26 protein-coding genes and 2 pseudogenes are annotated in these 23,504 nt (G+C 62.7%); 18 read left to right on the forward strand and 10 right to left on the reverse strand.

The window, feature by feature from the left end; all coding sequences use genetic code 11:
* The first annotated feature begins 79 nt into the window (after positions 1-79).
* Entirely contained in the window at positions 80-1,015 is a 936-nt protein-coding gene (locus tag ACP2YP_RS06010; RefSeq protein WP_426422964.1) for a LysR family transcriptional regulator, read from the forward strand.
* Between the two features lie 112 nt (positions 1,016-1,127).
* Here ACP2YP_RS06010 and ACP2YP_RS06015 read toward each other — a convergent pair whose 3' ends face one another.
* Positions 1,128-1,385 carry a hypothetical protein gene (locus ACP2YP_RS06015; RefSeq protein ID WP_426422966.1) on the reverse strand — a complete coding sequence of 86 codons (258 nt, stop codon included), beginning with the start codon at positions 1,383-1,385 and terminating at the stop codon, positions 1,128-1,130.
* A gap of 92 nt (positions 1,386-1,477) precedes the next feature.
* Here ACP2YP_RS06015 and ACP2YP_RS06020 point away from each other — a divergent pair.
* Positions 1,478-1,579: pseudogene (locus tag ACP2YP_RS06020) on the forward strand (tripartite tricarboxylate transporter substrate binding protein); the annotation flags it as partial.
* Between the two features lie 96 nt (positions 1,580-1,675).
* Positions 1,676-2,029 carry a hypothetical protein gene (locus tag ACP2YP_RS06025; RefSeq protein WP_426422967.1) on the forward strand — a complete coding sequence of 118 codons (354 nt, stop codon included), beginning with the start codon at positions 1,676-1,678 and terminating at the stop codon, positions 2,027-2,029.
* Between the two features lie 67 nt (positions 2,030-2,096).
* Here the strand turns inward: ACP2YP_RS06025 and ACP2YP_RS06030 are convergent, their stop codons facing one another.
* From ACP2YP_RS06030 to ACP2YP_RS06040, 3 genes are all read right to left on the reverse strand, one after another.
* A complete protein-coding gene (locus ACP2YP_RS06030; protein ID WP_426422968.1) occupies positions 2,097-2,927 on the reverse strand; it encodes an adenylate/guanylate cyclase domain-containing protein in 831 nt (276 codons plus the stop codon).
* Between the two features lie 1,089 nt (positions 2,928-4,016).
* Positions 4,017-4,484: a YbaK/EbsC family protein gene (locus ACP2YP_RS06035; protein ID WP_426422970.1), complete on the reverse strand. Its 468-nt coding sequence runs from the start codon at positions 4,482-4,484 to the stop codon at positions 4,017-4,019.
* Positions 4,485-4,564: 80 nt separating this feature from the next.
* Positions 4,565-5,296 carry a haloacid dehalogenase type II gene (locus ACP2YP_RS06040; protein WP_426422971.1) on the reverse strand — a complete coding sequence of 244 codons (732 nt, stop codon included), beginning with the start codon at positions 5,294-5,296 and terminating at the stop codon, positions 4,565-4,567.
* A 259-nt stretch (positions 5,297-5,555) separates the two neighbouring features.
* On the opposite strand from ACP2YP_RS06040, the gene ACP2YP_RS06045 reads away from it, so the two are divergent.
* Both ACP2YP_RS06045 and ACP2YP_RS06050 read left to right on the forward strand, forming a co-directional pair.
* Positions 5,556-6,017 carry a hypothetical protein gene (locus ACP2YP_RS06045; protein ID WP_426422973.1) on the forward strand — a complete coding sequence of 154 codons (462 nt, stop codon included), beginning with the start codon at positions 5,556-5,558 and terminating at the stop codon, positions 6,015-6,017.
* A complete protein-coding gene (locus tag ACP2YP_RS06050; protein WP_426422975.1) occupies positions 6,010-7,242 on the forward strand; it encodes an HlyD family secretion protein in 1,233 nt (410 codons plus the stop codon). The genes ACP2YP_RS06045 and ACP2YP_RS06050 overlap by 8 nt, the downstream gene beginning before the upstream one ends.
* Before the next feature lie 220 nt (positions 7,243-7,462).
* Here ACP2YP_RS06050 and ACP2YP_RS06055 read toward each other — a convergent pair whose 3' ends face one another.
* Both ACP2YP_RS06055 and ACP2YP_RS06060 read right to left on the reverse strand, forming a co-directional pair.
* Positions 7,463-8,071 carry a hypothetical protein gene (locus tag ACP2YP_RS06055; RefSeq protein ID WP_426422977.1) on the reverse strand — a complete coding sequence of 203 codons (609 nt, stop codon included), beginning with the start codon at positions 8,069-8,071 and terminating at the stop codon, positions 7,463-7,465.
* Positions 8,072-8,219: 148 nt separating this feature from the next.
* On the reverse strand, positions 8,220-8,546 hold the full coding sequence (locus tag ACP2YP_RS06060) for a winged helix-turn-helix transcriptional regulator (protein ID WP_426422979.1): 327 nt from the start codon (positions 8,544-8,546) through the stop codon (positions 8,220-8,222).
* 193 nt (positions 8,547-8,739) lie between these two features.
* On the opposite strand from ACP2YP_RS06060, the gene ACP2YP_RS06065 reads away from it, so the two are divergent.
* From ACP2YP_RS06065 to ACP2YP_RS06080, 4 genes and pseudogenes are all read left to right on the forward strand, one after another.
* A complete protein-coding gene (locus ACP2YP_RS06065) occupies positions 8,740-9,474 on the forward strand; it encodes an SDR family NAD(P)-dependent oxidoreductase (RefSeq protein WP_426426057.1) in 735 nt (244 codons plus the stop codon).
* A 673-nt stretch (positions 9,475-10,147) separates the two neighbouring features.
* On the forward strand, positions 10,148-10,744 hold the full coding sequence (locus ACP2YP_RS06070) for a superoxide dismutase (RefSeq protein ID WP_426426058.1): 597 nt from the start codon (positions 10,148-10,150) through the stop codon (positions 10,742-10,744).
* A gap of 71 nt (positions 10,745-10,815) precedes the next feature.
* Complete coding sequence (locus ACP2YP_RS06075) at positions 10,816-11,409, forward strand: family 16 glycoside hydrolase (protein WP_426422981.1); 594 nt, start codon at positions 10,816-10,818, stop codon at positions 11,407-11,409.
* A gap of 39 nt (positions 11,410-11,448) precedes the next feature.
* Positions 11,449-11,948, forward strand: a pseudogene (locus tag ACP2YP_RS06080) (GlcG/HbpS family heme-binding protein).
* 106 nt (positions 11,949-12,054) lie between these two features.
* On the opposite strand, the gene ACP2YP_RS06085 reads toward ACP2YP_RS06080, so the two are convergent.
* On the reverse strand, positions 12,055-12,939 hold the full coding sequence (locus tag ACP2YP_RS06085) for an amidohydrolase family protein (RefSeq protein ID WP_426422982.1): 885 nt from the start codon (positions 12,937-12,939) through the stop codon (positions 12,055-12,057).
* 315 nt (positions 12,940-13,254) lie between these two features.
* Between ACP2YP_RS06085 and ykgO the strand changes: the two genes are divergently transcribed.
* The 3 genes from ykgO (at position 13,255) to ACP2YP_RS06100 (ending at position 14,517) form a co-directional block, all read left to right on the forward strand.
* Positions 13,255-13,380, forward strand: coding sequence for a type B 50S ribosomal protein L36 (gene ykgO / locus ACP2YP_RS06090; protein ID WP_006611362.1), 126 nt, complete (start codon positions 13,255-13,257; stop codon positions 13,378-13,380).
* Between the two features lie 115 nt (positions 13,381-13,495).
* Positions 13,496-14,131: a tetratricopeptide repeat protein gene (locus tag ACP2YP_RS06095; protein WP_426422983.1), complete on the forward strand. Its 636-nt coding sequence runs from the start codon at positions 13,496-13,498 to the stop codon at positions 14,129-14,131.
* A 125-nt stretch (positions 14,132-14,256) separates the two neighbouring features.
* Complete coding sequence (locus ACP2YP_RS06100; RefSeq protein WP_426422984.1) at positions 14,257-14,517, forward strand: hypothetical protein; 261 nt, start codon at positions 14,257-14,259, stop codon at positions 14,515-14,517.
* Here ACP2YP_RS06100 and ACP2YP_RS06105 read toward each other — a convergent pair.
* Positions 14,514-14,696 (reverse strand): hypothetical protein, encoded by a 183-nt coding sequence (locus tag ACP2YP_RS06105; protein WP_426422986.1) that lies wholly within the window; start codon positions 14,694-14,696, stop codon positions 14,514-14,516. The two genes, ACP2YP_RS06100 and ACP2YP_RS06105, sit on opposite strands and share 4 nt — an antisense overlap.
* Before the next feature lie 330 nt (positions 14,697-15,026).
* Here ACP2YP_RS06105 and ACP2YP_RS06110 point away from each other — a divergent pair, with 330 nt between their 5' ends.
* A complete protein-coding gene (locus ACP2YP_RS06110; RefSeq protein ID WP_426422988.1) occupies positions 15,027-15,983 on the forward strand; it encodes an alpha/beta fold hydrolase in 957 nt (318 codons plus the stop codon).
* Positions 15,984-16,100: 117 nt separating this feature from the next.
* Here the strand turns inward: ACP2YP_RS06110 and cycA are convergent, their stop codons facing one another.
* Positions 16,101-16,496, reverse strand: coding sequence for a cytochrome c-550 CycA (gene cycA / locus ACP2YP_RS06115; RefSeq protein ID WP_426422990.1), 396 nt, complete (start codon positions 16,494-16,496; stop codon positions 16,101-16,103).
* Positions 16,497-16,753: 257 nt separating this feature from the next.
* Here cycA and ACP2YP_RS06120 point away from each other — a divergent pair, with 257 nt between their 5' ends.
* Positions 16,754-18,247 (forward strand): FAD-linked oxidase C-terminal domain-containing protein, encoded by a 1,494-nt coding sequence (locus tag ACP2YP_RS06120; RefSeq protein ID WP_426422991.1) that lies wholly within the window; start codon positions 16,754-16,756, stop codon positions 18,245-18,247.
* Positions 18,248-18,274: 27 nt separating this feature from the next.
* On the forward strand, positions 18,275-19,438 hold the full coding sequence (locus ACP2YP_RS06125; RefSeq protein ID WP_426422993.1) for an acyltransferase family protein: 1,164 nt from the start codon (positions 18,275-18,277) through the stop codon (positions 19,436-19,438).
* 48 nt (positions 19,439-19,486) lie between these two features.
* Here the strand turns inward: ACP2YP_RS06125 and ACP2YP_RS06130 are convergent, their stop codons facing one another.
* Positions 19,487-19,972: a putative quinol monooxygenase gene (locus tag ACP2YP_RS06130; protein WP_426422994.1), complete on the reverse strand. Its 486-nt coding sequence runs from the start codon at positions 19,970-19,972 to the stop codon at positions 19,487-19,489.
* A 221-nt stretch (positions 19,973-20,193) separates the two neighbouring features.
* Between ACP2YP_RS06130 and ACP2YP_RS06135 the strand changes: the two genes are divergently transcribed.
* The 3 genes from ACP2YP_RS06135 to ACP2YP_RS06145 all read left to right on the forward strand — a co-directional run bounded on the left by ACP2YP_RS06135 (position 20,194) and on the right by ACP2YP_RS06145 (position 23,187).
* The gene (locus tag ACP2YP_RS06135) at positions 20,194-21,432 is read left to right on the forward strand and encodes an FAD-binding protein (protein WP_426422995.1); all 1,239 of its coding nucleotides are present in this window, start codon (positions 20,194-20,196) and stop codon (positions 21,430-21,432) included.
* Positions 21,429-22,751 (forward strand): glycolate oxidase subunit GlcF, encoded by a 1,323-nt coding sequence (glcF, locus tag ACP2YP_RS06140; RefSeq protein ID WP_426422997.1) that lies wholly within the window; start codon positions 21,429-21,431, stop codon positions 22,749-22,751. The genes ACP2YP_RS06135 and glcF overlap by 4 nt, the downstream gene beginning before the upstream one ends.
* Positions 22,752-22,821: 70 nt before the next feature.
* Positions 22,822-23,187 carry a histone gene (locus tag ACP2YP_RS06145; RefSeq protein ID WP_426422999.1) on the forward strand — a complete coding sequence of 122 codons (366 nt, stop codon included), beginning with the start codon at positions 22,822-22,824 and terminating at the stop codon, positions 23,185-23,187.
* Positions 23,188-23,504: the final 317 nt, after the last annotated feature.

Consider the following 23,504-nt stretch of genomic DNA (forward strand, 5'->3'; position numbering starts at 1 on the left):
ATAAGCCCCCGCCTGTGGTATAGAAATAGAAACTGTCGAAACACATTGTTTCCTTAAATATCCTGATTGGACCGTTGCCGTGGCAAAACTCCCCGATTTCGAGGCGCTCGCGATTTTCGCAAAAGTCGTGGAATTACGGTCGTTTGCGGGAGCCGCGAGCGAACTCACGATGTCCAAGGCCACGGTGTCGAAGGCCGTGACCCGCCTGGAGGAGCGGCTCGGGGCCCGCCTGTTCAACCGCACCTCGCGCCGGCTCGCGCTGACCGATGCCGGGCACAAGCTCGCCGACCGCGCGACGCGCCTGCTCGCCGACGGCGAGGCGGCCGAGAACGAGGCGCTGGCGCAATCGGTGGCGCCGCGCGGCCTGGTGCGGCTCGCGGTACCCATGACGTTCGGGATCAAGGCGGTGGCGCCGCTGCTGCCGGAGTTTTTCGAGACCTATCCGGAAGTCTCGGTCGATCTGCATCTGAGCGATGCGACCGTCGATCTCATTGGCGAGGGTTTTGACATGGCGGTGCGGATCGCACGGCTGCCGGATTCCTCGTTGATCGCGCGCCGGCTCTTCACCATGCCGCGCTTCACGGTGGCCGCACCCTCCTACCTCAAGACACATGGCCGGCCGACGCATCCGATGCATCTCGCCGAGCACAAATGCTTCAGCTACGCCTACCTCTCCACGCCGAACGCCTGGCACTACACCAATTCCGCCGGCGAGCAGGCGAGCGTCCGCCCCGGCGGCCAGCTTCGCGTCAACAATGGCGAAGCCGTGATGCCCGCGCTGATCGCCGGCCTCGGCATCGCCGAGCTGCCTGAATTCATTGTCGGCGATGCGATCTCCTCCGGCGCTGTCGAAGTGATCCTGAAGGATTGGAAGCAAGCCGAAGGCGCCGTGCACCTCGTAACCCCACCCGGCGGCCCGCGCCCAGCGCGCGTCGAAGTGCTCGGCGATTTTCTCGCAGCGAAGCTGCCGGGCACGTGCAAGCGGAAGCCTCGCGGGAAAGCGAAGACGTCGTAATACGAGCGGCGTCAACGATCCCACGTCATTGCGAGCGCAGCGAAGCAATCCAGAATCCACCCGCGGAGACACTCTGGGATTGCTTCGCTGCGCTCGCAACGACGGAGCATGACTACGACACCTTCACGCGGTCGATCGCGACGATGCGCAAGCTCGGCTTCAGTGTCTGCTCCAGCTGCGACTTCAAGTCATGAACACGCGGGTCGGTCGAGCGCGCGGCGCACACCGCATATTGATGGACCGATTGGGCCAGGGCGCGGCGCGCTTCCGGCGTTCGCGTCACTTCGGGCTCTGAAAGCCGCAGAACGATCGCTGCGAGGTTCACCAGCATCTCGTCCAGGGCCACGTCGATGGTCGCAAATTTTCCCATGGCACTCTTCCTGGCAAGACATTCTGCGAAGGCAACGGAGGGTGCAGGGATGCGTTCCGGAGCGGGGCGAACATGGATAATGCTTCGTAAACAGCCTCGTCGCCTACCAGGACGCTCCGGCATTCTCGGAATTCGTCGCGGCCGACAGCGCGAGGCTGATCGCGACGCTCAGGAAGGTCGGCCAGGCGGAGTAGGTTCCAACCGCGTCTTCACATTTTTTTGTTGGTTCAGAACCTGTCCGCGTCTCATTGATTGATGAGAATTCGAAGGGACTTGGAAGGGATCGTGACATGACAACACAGCGAATTGCGCTGGGTGTGGCGCTTGCGATTGGCGGCATCGTCGCGCAGGGCGCTGCGTCCGCCGAAGAATATCGCGGAACCATGGAGCAGCAGATGGCCTGCACGCCTGATGTCTGGCGCCTGTGCAGCGATCAGATTCCAGATGTGAGCCGCATCACGGCCTGCCTGCGGCAAAACACGCCGCAGCTCTCAAGCGGCTGCCGCGCGGTGTTCCAGTCCAACAATCAGATGCCGCCGCAGCCGGTCCCGCGCAATCGGGCTGCACCGCCGCCGCGCTATAACAATGCGCCGCCGCCACCTCCGCAGGCGCAGCCGCGGCCCTATGACGATGACGACGATTAGCGCTGCCTAAAGTGATCCGGAAAAGTGCGAAGCGGCAGGCGCGAAAGATGCGGTCGTGCCGACTCGTTCAGCGCTCCTTGCTGTCCGACTTAGGTCGATGTCCAAGCGCTGTCCGCATGAGGACACCGAAGAGGATTGCTGCGACTGGCCAATGGAACCAGATCTTATGCGCGCCAGTGAACAGATTGATCAGAATCAGAAAGGCCGACACCGTGAGGGCCGCTGCAACCGGGCGCGGCAGCCTCGCCAGCCAACCCGAGACGACTCCCCTCCACGAGGATGGATCATGCTTGTCGCCCATCCGCAGAAGACCTGCTTCCTCCCGGCGAGTTGGGCTTTCGTTGACCGCGGAGCTCCCCCGCCCGGTGGTTTGGCCGCCCAAAGTCAAGCGATAGCTCGTCACCGGAGCAATGTTCTTCATTGGTCGCTGGCCAAGGCAGTCGAAGCCAACGGATAGTTTGTTGTGCACCTGATCGTAGACTGAGCTCGAGATCACGACGCCGCCGGGTTCAGCGAGCTCTTGCAGCCGCGACGCAATGTTGACCCCGTCGCCATAGATGTCGGAGCCGTCCACCATCACGTCGCCGAGGTTGATGCCGATGCGAAACCGCATCGGGTGCGCGTGAGGCGGGTTCGAATCCTGGTTGGAAATTTCCTGCTGAATCTCGATCGCGCATTGCACGGCCTCGACGACGCTGGCGAACTCGGCGATCACAGCATCGCCCCAGGTATTCACGATGCGGCCGTCATGACGCTCCACCAATCCCGCAATGGAGGTGCGGTAGCGGCGGAGTGTCTCCAGCGTTCCCGCCTCGTCTGCTTCCATGAGGCGAGAATAGCCGTACACGTCAGCGCACAGGACCGTGGTCAGCCGTCGTTTCACCTTGGTGTCGGTCATCGGCCATATGGTAGCCTCCCTAGCGCATCTGCATCAAGCGTCGCATCCGGTGCCATGGCCGTTTCGCGACCAGTGCCGGCCCCAAACCCGTCACAACCGTGCAACGAATCGCAGTCAGCCGAGTTGATTGCGAAAATTGCGGATTGGAGGGAATGGCATGTCTGTGACCAGAATTCCTAGAGCGCTTGTCGTGATCGGCGCTGCGATATTGCTCGGTGCGCCTGCAATGGCCGCACCGGTCACGCCTCTGTCCGGGGCCGCCAGGTCGGTGCAGGAGGGCGATTTGGCCCAAGGTCGGGCCCAAGATCTGGCTCAAGCACGTTTCGGCTGGTGGCGCCACGGCTGGGGCCATTGGCACAGCGCGCGCTATCGCTGCCGTCCCTACTGCGGTTGGGGCGGCTAGCTCGCGAGATCAGCTAAATTTCGGACTTTGCCGGCCCATCACTTCAGCTGACGCAGTGTATTGGTACGTCTGAAGTTGGGGGTGGACCGGACGCGGCCGGCTAACTGCAAGAATGTCGAGACTGACCCGTAGCGGACCTAGGCAGATGCGCCACACGATTCGCTAGACAAGAGCCTCGCTGATACCCAAACTTGGCATCATGTCGCTGTCACAGCTCGCAGATAACTCCTTTGCTCTCGAGGAGAGCAGACCGGTGAATTTGGATAGAATACTGACGTGGGTAATCTGGGGTTGGCTTGCACTATTCTTTCTTTCAAGGATTCCGGTGATCGCTGCCTTGGTCCTTGTGGGTGCCTCGCTCTGGGCGGTGCTCCAATCAGAGGCCTACAGCTTTGTCATGGGATTTAATCCTTTGACCGGATCCTACTTCTTAGGGCGGGTAATCGTTCTGTTACCGGCAATACTAGCTCTTATCTGGAGGCAGATACGCCGCCGCCGCTTGCGCTATCAAACTTGAGCCTCCTTCGGCACTGAAGGGAAAAGACGGGCGGGCGCGCAGCGACGTCCGCTTCTGGCCCAACTCGGACCACGAGCGACGTCGGCATTTCCGCGGCTGTCGGAACAATAGCGGACATCAAGTGCGCCAGATCTGCGCGCCGCGATGTATAAGTACACGCCCGCCTGATCTAAGGTTTGTGCTCGCAGACATCGACCCATTCGGCCGCGACGAGTTGAGCCATGCGATCGGGCGCGATGCGCACGGCGCTGTGGGTTGAGCCGGCGGCGGGCACCACGGTGTCAAACGCCTTCAGCGAAACGTCGCAATAGATCGGCAGCGGCGCCTTCAGCCCGAACGGGCAGACGCCGCCGACCTCGTGGCCGGTAATCTCGGCGACCTCTTCGAGCCCCAGCATCTTCGGCTTGCCGCCGAATTGCGCCTTCACCTTCTTGTTGTCCATCCGCGAGGTGCCGGCCGCGACGATCAGGATCACGCGCTCGCCGACGCGCAAGGACAGCGTCTTGGCGATCATAGCGGGTTCGACGCCATAGGCTTCGGCGGCCAGCTGCACCGTCGCCGAGCTGATCGGGGATTCCATGACGGAGATGTCGGGGGCTTTCTCGGCGAAGAAGGCGCGAACGGATTCCAGGCTCATTCAGCTCAATCCAGACTTGCGGGCGGGCGGCGATCCCCGGGTCATCCCTAGATGATCCCGGGCAGCTGCCCGGGTCATCCCTAGATGATCCCGGGCAGCTCCGAGAGCGAACGGACACAATGGTCCGGCGCAAAGCCGAGTTCGTCCATCTGGGTGCGGATCGCCCAAAACATCGTCAGCGGTGCCACGAGTTCGTTCTCGACGCAAGCCAGCGCCATGGCCTCCGGCGTCACTCGTTCGATCCAGGCGACGTTGAGTCCGAACGCTTTCGCGCCGGCCACGTCCCAGGGATTGGAGGAGACGAACAGCACCTCATTCGGTGTGGTGCCGAGCACCTCGCCGATCAGCTCATAGGCCTGCGGGCTCGGCTTGAAGATCTTCTTCGCATCGACGCTGATGGTGGCATCGAGCAGGGCGTCGAGGCCTGAGTTGCGCACCAGCGCGTTCAGCATGTCCGGGCTGCCATTGGAAAGGATGGCAAGTTTTCGCGGTTTCAACGCGGTGAGCGCGGCCGTCGCGTCGGAATAAAGGTCGAGATGCAGATACTTTTCGATGACGCGCTCGAAGGCCTCGTTCTCGTAGGCGAGCCCGAGCACGCGCAGCGTATAGGCCAGCGAGCCGCGCGTGACGGCAGTAAAATCCTGGTAGCGCCGCATCAGCGAGCGCAACCAGGTGTATTCGAGCTGCTTGATCCGCCAGACCTGCGTGATGATCTCGCCATAGCCCGGAAACGCGTCTTCGGTGATCTCCGCGACCGACTGGATGTCGTAGAGCGTCCCATAGGCGTCGAAGACTATGGCTTTGATGCTCATTGAACGGCCCTCCGGGATCATTGCGTGTGCGGGGACTATACTTTGCACCGCAATATTGCTCCAGGAAGGAAACGCGTCTCGGGCGCAGTGCGCCAAGCTGACCTGCACCGGCTGACAGAGGCCAGCCGTTGGGCCTCTGTTGCCCCCTATCCGTCTCCAGATGACCTGCCAGACAACATTCGAAGAAACCGGGCTTGCCAAATTTTAACGGTATGGAACTATATAGAAGTCGAGCACCCGTCTTGGTTGTCCTTCGGGCATGCTTTCGGAGGAGCGGAACGTGGGCGAACTCCATCCGGCCACCCCCCATCATCTGCCAGGCTTTATCACCGCTCCCGGCGACACCGACATATTGATGATTGCCGTGGGCATCATCCTCATTACCGCCGTTTTGGCTGTGGGCAACGTCTATCTGCGTCTGCATTCGTTGCCCGAGCGGATGGCGCACAAGTCGCAAAAGCTTCAGTTCGAGATCGTGGCGATATTGGGCCTGCTGTCGCTGTTTACCCATAACCACTTGTTTTGGGTGGCCGGCCTGTTGCTCGCCATGGTCGACCTGCCGGATTTCAGCACGCCGCTACGCCGGATTGCGGGGTCGGTCGATAAGATGGCAGGCCTCCCGCCCGAGGAAGACCCGACCGAGCCGCCGCACGTTGCAGTGGGTCTCGACGAGCCGGTGAAGCCGGACGCCGGCAAGAGCGAGGTGCCCGGCCATGCTTGAGCTGCTTCTTTGCTCGTTGCTGACGATTTTCCCGGACTATCTCTATCGCCGCTACCGGCAGGGAAAACGTCTGGGGCAGGAGATTACGCTTTATTCCGTATGGTTCGAGCTGCGGTTCGGTATCATCGCGTGCCTGATGCTCACCGTCTCGCTGATTACAATGATCTTCTACTACCACCCGTCCACCTCGTCGGCGACGTTGTACTACCGCACTGTTCCAATCGTTCCGGAAACCAATGGTCGTGTGGCGGAGGTGCACGTTGATTTCACCGCACCGGTGAAGAAGGGCGATGTGATCTTCAGGCTCGATAGCTCGAAGCAGGAAGCGTCGCTGCTGACGGCCAAGCGGAAGATCGTGGAAGTCGACGCCGAGATGCTGTCGGCACAGGCCGATATTCTGAAGGCGGAAGGCCAGCTTCAGGAGGCAAAAGGCGCGCTGCAGCAAGCGAGCGATGAACTCGATACCAAGCGCGAGCTGCAGCGGCGCAACCCCGGCATTGTGCCGCAACGCGATATTGAAAAGCTGGAAGTGGCCGTCGCTGGCCGGCAAGGCGCCCTCGACGCTGCGAGCGCCGCGAAACAGTCCGCGACGACGAGGTTGAGCACGCTCCTTCCGGCGCAAAGAGCGAGCGCCGAGGCGGCGGCGGCCGAAGCGCAAGTCGACCTGGACAAGACCTACATTCGCGCAGGTGTGGATGGTCGCGTCGAACAGTTTCTGCTGCGACCTGGCGATGTCGTCAATCCGGTGATGCGGTCGGCCGGCATCCTCATTCCGGAGGGGGCAGGTCGCCGCGCTCTTGCGGCCGGGTTTGGACAGATCGAAGCACAGGTCCTGAAAGTCGGAATGGTGGCCGAGGCGACTTGCATCTCCAAGCCGTGGACGATCATTCCAATGGTTATCACGAACGTTCAGGACTACATTGCAGCCGGCCAGTTCAGGGGCGGAGAGCAATTGCTCGAAGCGCAGAACACGGTGCGGCCGGGTACGGTGCTGGTTTTAATGGAGCCGATCTATGAAGGCGGGCTGGAGGGCGTGACGCCCGGAAGCAGTTGTATCGCCAATGCCTACACCAGCAATCACGACTTGATAGCCTCGGGGAAGGTCGGCGCATTCAAGAGCTTTGCACTGCATGTCGTCGATGCAACCGGCATTGTGCACGCCATGCTGTTGCGGATTCAGGCTCTGCTGTTGCCCGTCCAAACGCTGGTGCTGAGCGGGCATTAGACGGGTGTTCAACAATCCGCTGATGAGTTATGACGCCCCGCGCCAGGAACAGTCCGGAATGTACACGAACCGTGTCCCCGACCGCCGGTTTCATGTTCGAGGTTGTCTCGACCATCGCACGCTCCTGGTGAGGATTTGTCTTGCGGCCGCATCGTCCACGCAGGATGCGACGTGATTGAAGGCGATCGCCGCCCGCTCGCCGCCTGCCTGCTACCACCTGTTACTTTGCAGACGCGGTCCGCTTGAGCGCGTCCCAGGCTTGCTGGGTGGTCCGGTCGAAGGCCTGACGCGACTCTGCCAGAGCCGCGCTCAGTGCCGCCCACGACTCGCCTCCGGCCTGCTTCAATGTCTGGAATTTCGCTTCAGCTTCGGCGGTGCCGGCCTTGATCTGCTTGAGCGCAATGTCGAGCTCGTTGCGCTTTGCCGCGGCGACCTTCGCGGCCGAGTCGTGAAACTCGGCGGCAGCCTTTTGCCAGGCGCTGATCTGAGCGGCGGCAATATCATGGAAGGCGGCTTGCTGCTGTTCGACGTGCTTGCCGGCGGCATCGAAATAGGCCTTCACTTGCGCCTCGAAACCGGGCCACTGCGATTCCAGTTGCGCCTTGTTGGCCCGCAACGTGGCTTCGGCGGTCTCGAGTTGCGCCTTGACGGTCGCCTGGAATTCGTCGCGGCGCTTCTTCAGGTCGGCGATCAGTTGATCGGCCTTCACCTTGGAGTCGGCCTTCAGCTGCGACCCTTTCACTTCAAGCGACGCCAGCGTCGCGTCCATTTCGTCAAGGCGTTGCTTGGTCCAGCTTAGGTAAGCGTGCATGCTGCTTTGATCTGCCACAAGAACCTCCTGATAAATTCTCCTTCACATGGTGCGCGAACGGTTCATTGGCGCGTTGATTTGAATCAAGAGGCGCGCTCGAGCTGCCTGAGCGTCCAACCTGAGCGTCCAAGAGGCAAACTCGAATTGGTATTGCCCGCCGGCGAGTTTACCGTCCTTTGGTACTCCAGCCATCCCGCTCGGCGAAGACCTTGCTGACCTCGGCCATGTGCTCTGTGCCCCACGAGCATAGCGGCACGAGCGCCTCGGCAAGGCTGTGGCCCAAAGGTGTGAGGCTATAGTCCACTCGTGGAGGCACCTCCTTGTAGTCGGTCCGCTTCACGAGACCGTCGGCCTCCAGCTCCTTGAGCTGCTGAATCAACATCTTGTCGCTGACATCGCGTATGGCTCGCCGGAGTTCTCCATAACGTGTCGGGCCACCCTGAGCGAGGAAGTACAGGATCAGCGGCTTCCACTTGCCGGCGATGACCCGCAAGGTCGCGTCGAGGCCGCACGTGAAGCCAGGCAAAGTCCGTGTGCAGTTCTGGACAGATGTTGGAGTCCGCGCCGGCGGTGAGATTGGGTCCGAATGATCGAGCGACATTTTTTGGGCACTTACCAAAAGGTGCATACTTGTCGATAGGTGGGTAGGCCGCCAGCTCAGTGCAACCCTAGTGAAGGAGCACATCATGAGCAGACTACAAGGCAAGACGGCAGTGGTGACCGGCGGTGGAACTGGCATTGGACTTGGCGCCGCCCAACGGTTCGTCGACGAAGGCGCGTTCGTCTATCTCTTCGGGCGTCGGCAGGAGCCGCTCGATGCCGCCGTTGCGAAGCTCGGATCCTCGGCGCGCGCCGTCAGGGGCTCGGTGACGGATCTGTCCGACCTCGACAGGCTGTACGCGGCCGTGAAAGCGGAACGCGGCGGGCTCGACATTCTGTTTGCCAATGCCGGGACCGGCTTATTTGCCCCGCTCGGCGAGATCACGGTCGAGCATTACGATCATATCTTCGACGTCAACGTGAAAGGACTGGTGTTCACGGTGCAGAAGGCCCTGCCGCTGATGACGAAGGGGTCGTCGATCATCCTGACCGGTTCGAGCACGGGGGTGATGGGGACGCCGCAGTTCAGTATCTACAGCGCGACCAAGGCCGCGATCCGCAATCTGGCGCGGAGCTGGGCGCTGGACCTGCGCGGCACAGGAATTCGGGTCAATGTGCTGTCACCGGGGCCAACCAAGACGGAGCTGGCGTTGGAGATCGTTGGCGAGGAAGCGTTCGATGCGCTCGGAAGCACCACGCCCATCGGGCGCGTGGGCGACCCGGCTGAAACAGGAGCGGTGGCCGCGTTCCTGGCGTCCTCGGACAGCAGCTTCATGACCGGCGGCGAAGTTTTCGTCGATGGCGGCCTGGCTCAGGTCTGAGGCCTCTGGCGGTTGAGGACGAGGGCTTCGGTCATTCGGATCGAAGTCCTCGACGCGCTGCGCGTCATCGGTGAGGTTTGCGCAAGTTGAGCTTGATGTCGCCACAAGGTCGGAACCTGCTTCAACAAATCGTCATCCCGTTGACCCCAGCGTAGCGGATTGACACCGCCGCCCGCAGGCGTTCTATTTCAGGGACGGGGATGTGCGATCTCCCCGCGAGGCGACATGCCCAAGTATCGCGTCCTGGTCATCAAGGACGCTGCATGTCTTCTTTCTCCTCGATCTCATCAGAGAAATTATCCCGTCTTATTGCGCCAACGCGCCGGCCCTTGGTCGATGGCCGTATCGACGCGGACGTCGCAGCCGATTCACGTTCGATTCCGGGCGCGACCCGCCATCCTCGCAAGGAGGTCCCCGTGGTCGTCTGCGGGAAGGGTGCAAAGCTGACCGAAGCCGCTGCCGCCCGGCGCCGGCGCGCGGCCGGGTGGCGAGCGCCAGGAACGAGCGAGCACAGGGGGATATCGGGGATGACGACCAAGTGGAGGACTCCATGACCACGAAGACCGACCGACGAGACTTCATCAGCGGCGTGGGCGCCGTCGCGGCATCGACAGCGGTGCTCGCGGGAACGCAAGCCCTTGCGCAAGCCAATCAGCCAACAGGAGCCAAGCCAATGACATACCAGCCGAAGCCGATGTCGTTCGATCCGAAGTCCATTACCGGCATCTCGGAGAAGGTGCTCGTCAGCCACTATGAGAACAACTATGTCGGCGCCGTGAAGCGGCTCAACGCGATCGGAACGCAGCTCGCCGAGCTCGACTTCGCGAAAGCTCCGAACTTCGTCATCAACGGCCTGAAGCGCGAGGAGCTCGTTGCGTCAAACTCGATGATCCTCCATGAAATCTATTTCGACGGACTCGGCGGCGCCGGCAAGCCGAGGGCAGCGCTTGCCGACGCGATCACACGTGATTTCGGCAGCATGGAACGGTGGCGCGCGGAATTCTCCGCCATGGGCAAGGCCGAAGGCGGCGGCTCCGGCTGGGTTATTCTTTCCTACTCGCCGCGCGACAAGCGGCTCGTCAATCAGTGGGCCGCCGACCATACGACGACGCTGGCGGGCGGCCGTCCCGTGCTCGTGCTCGATATGTATGAGCACGCCTATCACATGGATTACGGCGCTGCGGCCGCGAAATATGTCGACATCTACATGGAAGCGATCAAATGGGACAACGCCGCAAACCTGTACGATCAATACAAGCGGGATGCCTAGATCTCATGCGAAAAATGAGCGTGGCGCTCCTGGGAGCGGCCGCGCTCGTATTGATGGCGGAAGGAAGTGCGATGGCGGAAACTGTAAATTTTGACAACGCAGCAACCGGCGCAGCGCCCGACGGCTGGACTTTGACGATGACCGGTCGTGGCCAGCCCAAATGGACAATCGAGGCGGAGCCAACGGCGCCAAGCAAGCCGAACGTCCTGAAACAATCCGGTCAGGCGACGTTTCCGGTGGCGCTCAAGAACGGCACCCGCATCCAGGACGGGTTCATCGAGGTGAGGTTCAAGGCGATCGCAGGCTCCGAAGATCGCGCAGCCGGCCTCGTCTGGCGCGCAAAGGATGCGGACAATTACTATGTCGTGCGGGCCAACGCGCTTGAAGATAATGTCGTGCTCTACAAGACGATCAAGGGTGTTCGCAGCGCGCTCGATATCGTCGGCCGGAAAGGCGGCTACGGCGTCAAGGTCTCGGTGCCATCAGGTCAATGGCATACGCTGCGTTGCGAATTCGCGGGAACGCGATTCAAGGTGGCGTATGACGGGAAGCCGATGTTCGAGGTCGAGGACGCCTCGATCAGGGATGCCGGCATGATCGGCTTGTGGACCAAGGCCGACAGTGTCACCGTGTTCGACGACCTGACATACGGCGAGTTGAACTAGGCTGCCGTCGGCGTCGACCTTCTCGCTTCGGAGAAAATCATGTTTGCTCGAAACCCACTGGGTGCAGCGGCGATCTTGGTGACGCTCGCGCACCCGGCAACGGCGCAGGAGCCGCTGACGACCTACAAATCCCTGAGTCCAGAGCGGCGCTTGATCTGGCACGAGCATCGCATGGCGATTGCCGATCCCGCGGGTACCAGGTCGCCGTCGCGGTCGTCGATCGCTTTGGGGTTACCCAGGTGATCCTTCGTGACCGGTTCGCAGGCGCTCACACCGTTGCGACGGCCTCAGGCAAGGCATGGACCGCAGCACCGTTTCGGACCAGCACCAATGAACTCAATGCCGTCAGCCAGCCTGGCATGATGCAGGCCGGTATCCGCAATCTCCCCGGCGCGATCATCATCGGCGGCGGATTGATTGTCGAATCCGGCGGCTTGCTGGTCGGAGCCCTCGGCGTTTCCGGGGCGCCTGGCGGGGACGCCGACGAAGCCTGTGCCAAGGCCGGAATCGATGCCATACGAGACAAGCTGGAGTTTTAGCGGCTCATTGCCTCGTCAGCGACTCCTGCCGGACACAACCGCCGAGCTCAGCCCACCCCGCTGTCGAGGTGGATGAGCGGAAACTTCGGGATATCGGCCGGTTTGCCTAGATCCCCAGCAGCTTCCGCGCGTTGGCCTTCAGCACCTTCGGCCGGATCTCGTCGCGGATCTCGATCTTGGCGAAGTCCGACAGCCAGCGGTCCGGCGTGATCACCGGCCAGTCCGAGCCGAACAGCATCTTGTCCTGAAGGATCGAGTTGATATAGCGCACCAGGATCGGCGGGAAGTATTTCGGCGACCAGCCGGAGAGGTCGATATAGACGTTCGGCTTGTGGGTCGCGACCGACAGCGCTTCTTCCTGCCAGGGGAAGGAGGGGTGGGCGAGGATGATCTTGAGGTCGGGGAAATCGGCCGCGACGTCGTCCATGTACATCGGGTTGGAATATTTCAGCCGCATCCCCATGCCGCCGGGCATGCCCGAGCCGACGCCGGTCTGACCGGTGTGGAACAGCGCGATCGCGCCGCCATTGTTGATCTCTTCGTAGAGCGGGTAGGCCATGCGGTCGTTGGCGTAGAAGCCCTGCATGGTCGGATGGAATTTGAAGCCGCGGACGCCGTATTCCTCGATCAGCTTGCGCGCCTCGCGCGCGCCGAGCTTGCCCTTGTGCGGGTCGATTGAGACGAAGGGGATGAGGACGTCGAGATGGTCGGAGGCGGCCTCGATCATCTCGTAATTGTTGTAGCGGCGGAAGCCGGTCTCGCGCTCGGCGTCGACCGGGAAGATCACCGCGGCGATGTTCTTGGAGCGGTAGTAGGCCGCGGTCTCCGGCACGGTCGGCGGATGCTTGTTAGGCGACTTGAAATAGTCGGCCATCTGCGCCTGGAAGTCGTCATAGCCGTCGTCGGGATGGCAGCCGCAGGGCTCCTCGGCATGGGTGTGGATGTCGATGGCAACGACATCGTCGATATCAGGCAGCTTCAGCTTCGGCATGGGTGTCCTCCCGACGGGTTGCCAAATTGATTATATCATATAACGAATTTGGCAAGGTCGTTGCCTTAGGCGAACCCTGGTTGACGGTGGATAGATCGGGCCGATCCGGCCGTTTCTACTGTGCATGGGGTTGTTTTCACGAATTTGCCGGTTCGGAACCGGGCAGTTAACATTGACATCACCTCCCGCCATGGCTTAAGAACCGCCCCGTCCCGGGCGGTCGGTCCGCCAGCGGGAAAGATCTCATTTTGCCACATTCGCGCGTGCCGAAACGGTAGTGCCGAACACGGCCTTTCGAACGTTCAGGATTCTGCCATGAAGGTCCGTAACTCGTTGAAGTCGCTGCGCGGTCGCCATCGCGCCAACCGCCTGGTCCGCCGCAAGGGCCGGGTCTATGTGATCAACAAGGTGCAGCGCCGCTTCAAGGCTCGCCAAGGCTGATCTGGGCGGCTGAGCCCTGCCGAGGGCCATCGCGCGCCCCGCAAGACCACGGTCTCACACGAGTTTGACGCCGCCCTGCTTTGCAAGGGCGGCTTTGCGCGTTTAGACTTTCGCCATGGTGAGATTCCCTTTCGCGCGCACGCTGTGCCTGGCCCTGGTTCTCGGAACGGCCGGCCTCGCGCCGGCGCTGGCGCAGGATGATCCGGCCCCGCCGGCGAAGCAGCAGAAGAAGCTGCCGGAAGCGCCGGCCAAGCTGCCCAAGGCCGAGCGCACCAAGAATCTCGATTTCCTGTTCGGCGCGCTGAAGGCCGCCCCTGACGAAGACAGCGCCAAGCATGTCGAGGCGCGGATCTGGGCGATCTGGCTCCAGACCCCGAGCGACACGGCGGCGCTCCTGATGGCGCGGGCCAAGGCCGCCGTCGATGCGCAGAAACTCGACGTCGCGATCAAGCTGCTTGATTCGGTCATCAAGCTCCGTCCCGATTACATCGAAGCCTGGAATCGCCGCGCCACGCTCTATTACATGCAGAACGATTATGCCCGCTCGCTCGCCGACATCCGCGAGGTGCTGATCCGCGAGCCCCGTCATTTCGGCGCGCTCGCAGGACTCGGCATGATCATGCAGGACGTCGGCGACGAGAAGCGTGCGCTCGAGGCCTATCGCAAGGCGCTCGCCGTCAATCCGCACCTTGAGAAGATCCCCGATCAGGTGAAGGCTCTGACCGAGAAGGTCGAAGGCCGCGACATCTAGCCGATAACTCGATCATTTCTTGAACGGTTGTGGCGCGCGGCGATTAACCACGATCGGAGCCGCAAGGTCGCAAGGACTATTGTCCGCGCTGCCACAGGTCTACCTGCATGGCAGGAGCAAAAGCCATGAAGCGTTTGATCTTTGCTTGTAGCTTGCTGTTGACGTCGGGAACGATGGGCCTTGCCGATGGACTGTTCTGGGTGGTCGGCAATCGCGCCACCGGCAAATGCAACATCGTGACCAGCAATCCGGTCATCAATGGCGACATCTGGTTCGGCGACGGTCCTTACAAATCCAAGGACGATGCCAAGCTTGCACGCTCGACCATCCGCGCCTGTCCCGCGCTCACGCCCGACGAGCAAAAGGCCGAGGACGGCGCAGGCTAGTGCAGGACGCTGCCGCCGCGCTCCGCAAGACCATGATCGGCGGCTGCGGCATAGGCCTTTGCGAGTTCCGTCTCGAGGTGCTCGTTGATCAGCAGCAGCGCCCGCACGGCACCGCGCAGGTCGCCGTTGCAGCTCGCGACGATCTCGTCGATTGCAGTATCGTTCGATCTCAAGCTCATCGAAAAATCCTCCGGTTCAAACCAGGACAATCCTGCCGGTCTTTCCTGCATCCCCTGAGGTTGCGAGGAGGGATCGGCGCCCATCCGCGTCTAGATGGTGGAACCGACCGTGGCGATTATATGGAAGGCGCGATGACGACTGCATGAAGCTGGTCCGAGGCTTATGTGTCATCGGGCGGGATCGTTGATTTTGTTGTGTTTTTTGGTTCAGCAATTATGCACATATCCACAGGGCGTCATTTCCGCGGGAAGCGCTGAGCTGCCTTGCGCGAAACTGCCGCCTGCGTCATTCGTAACTGCGATGTGCCCTGGATTGCCCGGACTTTCTCCATGATCGTGATGTCAGCCGTGACGGCGCTGGTGCTGCTGGCGCTGATCACGCAGGCCGGTATTTTTGCCGTGCAACGCGCATTTCCGCCGCAGGGCCGGATGATCGACGTCGATGGCGCGACGCTTCACGTCGTCGACATCGGTCCGCGCGAAGCCAGTCTGCCGATCGTGATGCTGCACGGCGCGAGCTCCAATCTCGAAGCGATGCGGCGACCGCTCGGCGATCTCCTCGCCAGGGATCATCGCGTCATCCTGATCGACCGCCCCGGCCACGGCTGGAGCACGCGCGCGCGACGGCAGGATTCAACGCCGCAGATCCAGGCGCTGATGATCGCTGAGGCGCTCGGCGAGCTCGGGATCGATAGCGCGGTCTTCGTGGTGCATTCCTGGAGCGGCGCACTCGGCGCGCGACTGGCGCTTGATCATGTGAGCCGCGTCGCCGGCCTCGTGATGCTGGCGCCCGTGACCCATCCCTGGCGTGGCGGCGTCGGCCGCTACAACGAGCTCATCGCAATGCCCGTGATCGGGCCGCTGCTGGCCTATACGATCACGCTGCCGCTGGGCTATTTCGTTACCGAGTCCGGTGCGCGCAACGTCTTCCTGCCGCAAACGATGCCGGATGGTTTCGTGCAGGACTCCGCGACGCCGCTATTGCTGCGTCCACGCGAATTCATCGCCAATGCCTATGATCTGGTGACGCTGAAGGCGTCGGTGGCCGAGCAGGCTCCGCGCTACGGCGAGATCAGGGTGCCTGTCACGATCATCGCCGGCGCGCCCGACAAGACGGTGAAGTCTGACATCCACGCGCGCCCGTTCGCGGCGATGGTGCCGAACGCAAAGCTGATCGTGCTGCCCGATCTCGGCCACATGGTGCAGAACGCGGTGCCGGATCTCGTGAGGACGGAGATCGAGACGATGATCGGTCAGATCGCCCCGGCGCGGGCGGCCGCCGATTAAAGCGTTTTCGAGCGAAGTGGATACCGGTTCGCGTGAAGAAAACGCGTCAAAACAAAAAGTTAGAGCTTCGGTTCTGATTCATCAGAACCGAAGCTCTGGCGGCCGCCGTTCGTCCGCTTACTGCTTGATCTTGCCGTCCTTGTCGAATTGCGACACATAGGTCCAGAGATTGTTGATCTCGGTTTCGTTCTTGATGCCGGCGAATGCCATCTTGGTCCCGGGGATCTTGGCCTTCGGATCCTTGATGTATTCCTTGAACTGCGCCTCATTCCAGGTGATGCCGGAATTCTTGTTCGCATCCGAGTAACTGTAGTCGGGCGCGGTGCCGGACTTGCGACCGTCGAGACCGTTGAGCTCGGGGCCGACCTTGTTCTTGGCGCCTTCGCCGATTGCATGGCAGGCCAGGCATTTGTTGAACGATGATTTGCCGGCCGCGGCATCCTGCGCCATCGCGCTGGTGGCCGTGGCAGTGACGGTGAGGATCATCAGCGCGCCAAAAGTCAGTTTTGTCATGAGGTGCTCTTCGTCTCTTTCCCGGTGGGGTCTTATGCGGTCGGCGATTGTCGAACCCTGCCGGTTTTGGCACGGCCCGCTCGGCTTGGACAAGCCACCAAACCATGACAGGTTTCATGACTGCCTACTTGTCCCAGAGCGAACTCGCTGAAGATGGTGGCTCCGACTTGCGGACGGCCTATCCAAACCACGCCGGACGTGGTTGATTTGCCGGGATAAATCGACCGTGCGGAAGGATATGCCATGAAGGATTTGATATGGCCATCATGATGCCTGCGAGCGATCAGGCGGTGCTCGCGCGCCGCGCGGAGATCGTTGCTGCATTGCGTGCAATCGTCCCGGGCGAAGGCGTCATCGACAGCGCCAGCGAGATGCGGGCCTATGAATCCGATGGGCTGACCGCCTATCGTCAGCCGCCGATGGTCGTGGTGCTGCCCGACACCACCGAGCAGGTCTCGCTCATCCTGAAATATTGTGCCGCCCACGGCATCAAGGTGGTGCCGCGCGGCTCCGGCACGTCATTGTCCGGTGGCGCGCTGCCGCTCGAGGACGGCGTGCTGCTGGGCCTCGGCAAGTTCAAGCGCATCCGCGAGATCGATTTCGACAACCGCGCCGTCGTCACCGAGCCCGGCGTCACCAATCTCGCGATCAGCCAGGCGGTCGCGCATGCCGGCTTCTATTACGCGCCCGATCCGTCCTCGCAGATCGCCTGCTCGATCGGCGGCAATGTCGCCGAAAATTCCGGCGGCGTGCATTGCCTCAAATACGGCATGACCACCAACAACGTGCTCGGTTGCGAGATCGTCCTGATGAGCGGCGAGATCCTGCGCATCGGCGGCAAGTCGGCGGAGAACGCCGGTTACGACCTAATGGGCGTGATCACCGGCTCGGAAGGGCTGCTCGGCGTCATCACGGAGATCACCGTGCGCATCCTGCAGAAGCCGGAGACGGCGCGGGCACTGATGGTCGGTTTTGCGCAAGTCGAGGCGGCCGGCGAATGCGTGGCGCGGATCATCGGCGCCGGCATCATTCCCGGTGGCATGGAGATGATGGACAAGCCCGCGATCCACGCCGCGGAAGCCTTCGTCCATGCCGGCTATCCGCTCGATGTCGAGGCGCTGCTCATCATCGAGCTCGACGGTCCCAAGATCGAGGTCGACGAGCTGATCACGCGCGTCGAGACCATCGCGAACGGCTGCGGCTCGACCACCTGCCAGATCTCGACCTCGGAGGCCGAGCGCAATCTGTTCTGGGCCGGGCGCAAGGCCGCGTTCCCCGCGGTGGGGCGCATCTCGCCCGACTATCTCTGCATGGACGGCACCATCCCGCGTGGCGCGCTGCCGAAGGCGCTCGCCCGCATCCGCGAGCTCTCGGAAAAGTACCAGCTCGGCTGCGCCAACGTGTTCCACGCCGGCGACGGCAATCTGCATCCGCTGATCCTCTACGATGCCAACAAGCCCGGCGAGATCGAGCGCGCCGAGGCCTTCGGCGCCGACATCCTGCGCGCCTGCGTCGAGTTCGGCGGCGTGCTCACCGGCGAGCACGGCGTCGGCATCGAGAAGCGCGATCTCATGGGGGAAATGTTCACCGAGATCGACCTCAATCAGCAGCAGCGGCTGAAATGTGCCTTCGACTCACAGGGCCTGCTCAACCCCGGAAAAGTGTTTCCGACCCTGCACCGCTGCGCCGAGCTCGGCCGTATGCATGTGCACGCGGGTAAAGTGGCGTTTCCGGACATTCCGCGATTTTGACCGCCGGATATCCGGCATGGTGGCGACATGGCGGACGTTCTGATCAGCGCCGCGGAAGCAGTGCCGGCCAGGCCGGAGGCGAAGTCGCGCCTGCTGTTCATCGACAACATCCGCTGGTCGATGATCGTTCTCGTGCTGAGCATGCACGCGGCCGACACCTACTCTCCGTTCGGCAATTGGTACTACGTCGACCGGCAGGCGACCGGCTTTGGCACGGCCTTGTTCCTCGGGATCTATCAGAGCTTCCTCCAGGCCTTCTTCATGGCGGCGCTGTTTTTCATCGCCGGTTATTTCGCCGCAGGCGCCTTCGATCGGAAGGGACTTTCGAGATTTGCGCGGGATCGGCTGCTCAGGCTCGGCTTGCCGACCTTGCTCTACATGTTGGTGATCGGCCCGCTGACGCAGTATTTTCTGTCCCGGACCTGGGGCAAGGGCGGTTTCGGCCATCAATGGCTGATCCATCTGAAAGACGGCGAGTGGCTTTCCGAGACGGGGCCGATGTGGTTCTGCGCGGTGCTGCTGCTGGTCTCGCTTCTCTATGGCCTGATCCGCTGGACCGGATGGCGGGAGCACCGGCTCGCGCTGCGCGGCTTTGGGGTCGTCCTGTTCGTTGCGGTCATGGCGGCGACCACCTTCGCCGTTCGCATCGCGATCCACGCCGATGCCTCCGTGCTCAACGTTCACCCCGGCGACATCCCGCAATATCTTCTCATGTTCGCAGCCGGCAGCTTCGGCTATCGCGGCAATTGGATGCTTGGGGTTGCCGAACGATCCTGCATCCGGTGGGGATTGCTCGTGCTGTCGCTCTCTGCGCCACTGTTCGCGGCGCTCGTTCTGTTCGGGGGCGGCCTGCACGGCGACACGGCGCTCTATGCAGGTGGCTTCAATCTCGTCAGCGCCGCGAAGTGCCTGTGGGAGGCGCTGGTCTGCGTCGGCATGGGCCTCGTGATGCTGGCCGTCTACCGCCGCTATTTCGATGTGCAGGGCCCGGTCGCCAAATGGCTGTCCGACAATGCCTTCGGCGTCTACCTGATCCACCCGCCGATCCTGATCGGCTTCGCGCTGCTCCTGCACGCGCTGCCGCTCTTCGCACTTACGAAGGCGCTCCTGCTGACCGTGCTGGCCGCGATCGGCAGTTTGGCCGTCTCGGCGTTGATCCTGCGCCAATCGCCGCTGCGCGCGATCATCTAGTCGCGCGACGCCGCGGTCCTGATCGAACCGCGGCGTCCGAGCCGGCTTCTACATGAGCGTGTACTGCGCCCGTTCGCGCTTCGCCAGCAGCGGCAGCGCTTCGCCGGCAATGTAGGTCTTGAAGTGATCGCTCTCCTGGTGCGCCTTGAACGCGGCTTCGTCGCGGAACAATTCGTAGAACAGGAACTGCGCCGGATTGTCCTTGCCGCGCGAGATCAGGAACAGCTTGACGCCGTCCTCGCGCTGCGCTTCCGGCAGGAAGCGGTCGAGGATGGCCGCGATCTTGTCGGCCTCGCCCGGCTTCGCCTCCCATTGCGCGACCACGAGCAGGCCGCCGCCGTCGACGGCGGCGCTGAGAGATTTCTGCGTTGCATAGTGGTTCATGGTTCTTACTCCTTGCTGCTGGGCCTGAGATGACGCCGCCGTCCATGGCGAGAGATAGATCGCCAGCACGGCGCCGAAGGCTCGGATGACCGACCTGCGGCTGAACGCTTCCTGGCCGTGCGGTACCGGCCACTTCAGTGTCGATCCCATGTCTGTCTCCATGGCTTGGTTTCGATCGCGATCGGCGCCGACTTGTAGCGACGTCCCGCCGGCTTTGGTTCGCCGGTGATCGAAGTATCGATGTCGTGAACGATTCGACCATGATCGAAGCGTCATTGTGGCTCCGCGGCGAGTCCCGAACGCACCGGCGAGGGATGCTGGCGTCACGTCACATTTGATTTTCGACGCGAATTTCGCTACCGCCTTTTCCCGTGGATACGCTCAGGGTCAGAGACGCCAAAGACGTCGAAGAGGTGGTGCGGGCGGCGATTGCCAATGAGCAGCCGCTCGAGATCATCGGTCATGGCTCCAAGCGCAGCATCGGGCACGCGATGGCGACCAACGCCGTGCTCGACGTCTCCGCGCTGAATGCCGTCACCTCCTACGAGCCCAACGAGTTGATCGTGACGCTTCAGGCCGGTGCGCCGCTGGCCAACGTGCTGTCGCTGATTGATGCCAAGAACCAGCAATTCGCCTTCGAGCCGATGAACACCGCGCCGCTGCTCGGCACGCCCGTAGCAGGCACCGTCGGCGGCATGATCGCGGCCGGTCTCGCCGGCCCGCGCCGGATCAAGGCGGGCGGGGCGCGCGACCATCTCCTGGGGGCGCATGCCGTCTCCGGCTTCGGCGACAGCTTCAAGACCGGCGGCAAGGTGGTGAAGAACGTCACAGGTTACGACCTCTGCAAGCTGCTGTCGGGCTCCTGGGGCACGCTGTCGGTGATGACTGAAGTGACGCTGAAGGTGATGCCGAAGCCCGAAGCCGAGCGGACGCTGCTGTTGCGCGGGCTCGACGATGCCGTCGCCAACAAGGCGATGACCGCGGCCCTCGGCTCGCCCTTCGACGTCTCCGCCGCCGCGCATCTGCCGAAATCGGCCTTCCGCGCCAAGACCGACGGGCTTGGCGATCTTGCGGGCCAGGCCGAGGCGCTGACGGTGCTGCGGCTCGAGGGCATCACGGCCTCCGCCAGCCACCGTGCCGGTTCATTGCGCGAATTGCTGGCGCCGTTCGGAACCGCAACCCTGGTCGAGGACGCAGCGTCATCCACGCTGTGGGCCACCATCCGCGATGTGCTGCCGTTCGCAGCCAGCGGCGCGCTTGGTGCCTGGCCGGTGTGGCGGATCGTCTGTCCGCCGGCTTCGGGCGCAGCGCTCGGCACGCAATTGGCGCGCGAGACCGGAGGCGACGTCATCTACGACTGGGGCGGCGGGCTGATCTGGGCGGCGCTGCCGCCGAAGGCCGACGCGCATGCCCCGGCCGTGCGCCAGCGGACCAATGCGTTCGGCGGGCATGCGACCCTGATCCGGGCCGCCGAGGACGTCAGGTGCATCGTCGACGTATTCCATCCGCAAGCGCCGGGTATCGCCGCCCTGAGCGAACGGGTCCGAGCCAGCTTCGATCCGAAGTCGATTTTGAACCGGGGACGGCTGACGCGGGGCGCTGCGGCATGAAGACCGAATTCTCACTCGCGCAGCTCGCCGACCCCGACATCGCGGAAGCCGACAAGATCCTGCGCGCCTGCGTCCACTGCGGCTTCTGCACCGCGACCTGCCCGACCTACGTGCTGCTCGGCGACGAGCTCGATAGCCCGCGCGGCCGCATCTATCTGATCAAGGAGATGCTGGAAAAGGACCAGGCGCCGACCGCCGAGGTGGTCAAGCATGTCGACCGCTGCCTGTCGTGCCTGGCCTGCATGACGACCTGCCCCTCCGGGGTGAACTACATGCACCTCGTCGATCAGGCCCGTGTCAGGATCGAGCAGCGCTATCAGCGACCGCTCGCCGAGCGGCTGCTACGTCAGGTGCTGGCCTTCGTCCTGCCCGACCCACAGCGGTTTCGTATCAGCATGCGGCTGGCGCAGCTGGTCAGGCCCCTTGCTGTCTTCCTGCCGACCCCGCGGCCCTCGGCCACGCCCGGCCTGATCCAGCGCCTCAAGGCAATGCTGGCGCTGGCCCCGGGCCGGCTGCCGGCGCCGGGCGCGCTTCCGGGCAGCGTGTTCGCAGCCCTTGGCAAGAAGCGCGGCCGGGTCGCGCTGCTCCAGGGCTGCGCCCAGCAGGTGCTGGCGCCGCGTATCAACCAGGCCGCCATCAGCCTGCTGACCCGTCATGGCATCGAGGTCGTCCTGGTCAGGGACGAGCAATGCTGCGGCGCGCTGACCCATCACCTCGGTCACGACGACGACGCGCTGGGCCGGGCCCGCGCCAACGTCACGGCGTGGCAGAAGGAGGCCGCTGGCGAGGGGCTCGACGCCATCCTGGTGACGGCGTCCGGCTGCGGCACGGTGATCAAGGACTACGGCTATCTGCTGCGCGAGGACGGTGCGTTCGCCGCCGATGCGGCGAAGGTGTCCGCGCTTGCGAAGGACATCACCGAATACGTCGCGGGTCTCGGACTCGAACCTACCGCGCGACAGGACAACATCGTCGTCGCCTATCACTCTGCGTGTTCGTTGCAGCATGGGCAGAAAATCACGGGCCTTCCGAAAGAATTGCTTTCCAAGAATGGATTCGTGGTGAAAGATGTGCCGGAGAGCCATTTGTGTTGCGGTTCGGCGGGGACCTACAACATTCTCCAGCCCGAGCTTGCGGGCCGGTTGCGCGATCGCAAGGTCGCCAACATCGCGAGCGTCAAGCCGGACATGATTGCCGCGGGCAATATCGGCTGCATGGTGCAGATTGCCAGTGGCACGTCAGTTCCGGTCGTACACACGATTGAGCTTCTCGATTGGGCTACGGGCGGAGCGCGGCCGGCACTGAATGCGTCGCGCTGAGCTTTCGTCCGGAGGTGACGGCCGAAGGGCGCCCGATCGACCATTGTTCGGCGGCAACAGGAGGACCACGATGGCGAAAGCGAGTAAGAAGAAAAGCAAGAAGGCCAAAAAGGCCAAGAAGGTTGTAGCGGCGAAGAGGGCGACGAAGAAGAAGGCGGCCAAGAAGGCTGCGAAGAAGGCTGCGAAGACATCGGCCAAGAAATCTGCGCCGAAGAAGGCTGCCAAGAAGACGGCAAAGAAGGCTGCGGCCAAGAAGGCTGTGAAGGCAGCACCGAAGAAGGCTGCAAAGAAAGCAGCTCCGAAGAAGGCGAAGGCAGCTCCCGCACCGAAGCCGGCGGCTCCAGTGGCAGCGCCGGCACCCGAGCCTGCCGCTGAGACGAGCTGGGCGATGCCTTCGTCTTCTGCGGAACCGACGCCGGCCGAAGGGCAGGGTTAGGTCCAAAGGATTGGGCCCAAAGTTGGAGCCATGCTCCAGGCTAGAGTCCATCCCCCGACCACGATCGATTGCAGGAAGGCCGCAGTGGTGACGCTGCGGCCTTTTTGCATCGCCGCCACCGCTGCCGGAGGCTGCCCATTCTTGAGTCAGCTGATTCGTGGCGCGCGCGCCACGGAGCCGGCGGCCACGTCGTATCCCGGACGGCTCTGTGCACTTTGGGGTGAAAATAATGTGATCGAGAAGCAACACCGGCTGACAACCTTTCGTGGAATCGTCGGAACGCCCAAAAAGTCGGCAGATGCTCTTGTTTTTTGCTT

This window comes from Bradyrhizobium genosp. A (assembly GCF_049949275.1).
GTDB lineage: Bacteria > Pseudomonadota > Alphaproteobacteria > Rhizobiales > Xanthobacteraceae > Bradyrhizobium.

Bases quoted from the DNA above. Each gene is read 5' to 3' on its own strand.
- ACP2YP_RS06070 (WP_426426058.1), top strand. From the start codon at position 10,148: ATGACATACCAGCCGAAGCCGATGTCGTTCGATCCGAAGTCCATTACC.
- ACP2YP_RS06145 (WP_426422999.1), top strand. From the start codon at position 22,822: ATGGCGAAAGCGAGTAAGAAGAAAAGCAAGAAGGCCAAAAAGGCCAAG.
- ACP2YP_RS06050 (WP_426422975.1), top strand. From the start codon at position 6,010: ATGCTTGAGCTGCTTCTTTGCTCGTTGCTGACGATTTTCCCGGACTAT.
- ACP2YP_RS06085 (WP_426422982.1), bottom strand. From the start codon at position 12,939: ATGCCGAAGCTGAAGCTGCCTGATATCGACGATGTCGTTGCCATCGAC.
- ACP2YP_RS06130 (WP_426422994.1), bottom strand. From the start codon at position 19,972: ATGGGATCGACACTGAAGTGGCCGGTACCGCACGGCCAGGAAGCGTTC.
- ACP2YP_RS06035 (WP_426422970.1), bottom strand. From the start codon at position 4,484: ATGAGCCTGGAATCCGTTCGCGCCTTCTTCGCCGAGAAAGCCCCCGAC.
- ACP2YP_RS06025 (WP_426422967.1), top strand. From the start codon at position 1,676: ATGACAACACAGCGAATTGCGCTGGGTGTGGCGCTTGCGATTGGCGGC.
- ACP2YP_RS06105 (WP_426422986.1), bottom strand. From the start codon at position 14,696: ATGAGCTTGAGATCGAACGATACTGCAATCGACGAGATCGTCGCGAGC.
- ACP2YP_RS06120 (WP_426422991.1), top strand. From the start codon at position 16,754: ATGGCCATCATGATGCCTGCGAGCGATCAGGCGGTGCTCGCGCGCCGC.
- ACP2YP_RS06045 (WP_426422973.1), top strand. From the start codon at position 5,556: ATGCTTTCGGAGGAGCGGAACGTGGGCGAACTCCATCCGGCCACCCCC.
- ACP2YP_RS06030 (WP_426422968.1), bottom strand. From the start codon at position 2,927: ATGACCGACACCAAGGTGAAACGACGGCTGACCACGGTCCTGTGCGCT.
- ACP2YP_RS06015 (WP_426422966.1), bottom strand. From the start codon at position 1,385: ATGGGAAAATTTGCGACCATCGACGTGGCCCTGGACGAGATGCTGGTG.
- ACP2YP_RS06125 (WP_426422993.1), top strand. From the start codon at position 18,275: ATGGCGGACGTTCTGATCAGCGCCGCGGAAGCAGTGCCGGCCAGGCCG.
- ACP2YP_RS06095 (WP_426422983.1), top strand. From the start codon at position 13,496: ATGGTGAGATTCCCTTTCGCGCGCACGCTGTGCCTGGCCCTGGTTCTC.
- cycA (WP_426422990.1), bottom strand. From the start codon at position 16,496: ATGACAAAACTGACTTTTGGCGCGCTGATGATCCTCACCGTCACTGCC.
- glcF (WP_426422997.1), top strand. From the start codon at position 21,429: ATGAAGACCGAATTCTCACTCGCGCAGCTCGCCGACCCCGACATCGCG.
- ykgO (WP_006611362.1), top strand. From the start codon at position 13,255: ATGAAGGTCCGTAACTCGTTGAAGTCGCTGCGCGGTCGCCATCGCGCC.
- ACP2YP_RS06040 (WP_426422971.1), bottom strand. From the start codon at position 5,296: ATGAGCATCAAAGCCATAGTCTTCGACGCCTATGGGACGCTCTACGAC.
- ACP2YP_RS06100 (WP_426422984.1), top strand. From the start codon at position 14,257: ATGAAGCGTTTGATCTTTGCTTGTAGCTTGCTGTTGACGTCGGGAACG.
- ACP2YP_RS06110 (WP_426422988.1), top strand. From the start codon at position 15,027: ATGATCGTGATGTCAGCCGTGACGGCGCTGGTGCTGCTGGCGCTGATC.
- ACP2YP_RS06075 (WP_426422981.1), top strand. From the start codon at position 10,816: ATGGCGGAAACTGTAAATTTTGACAACGCAGCAACCGGCGCAGCGCCC.
- ACP2YP_RS06065 (WP_426426057.1), top strand. From the start codon at position 8,740: ATGAGCAGACTACAAGGCAAGACGGCAGTGGTGACCGGCGGTGGAACT.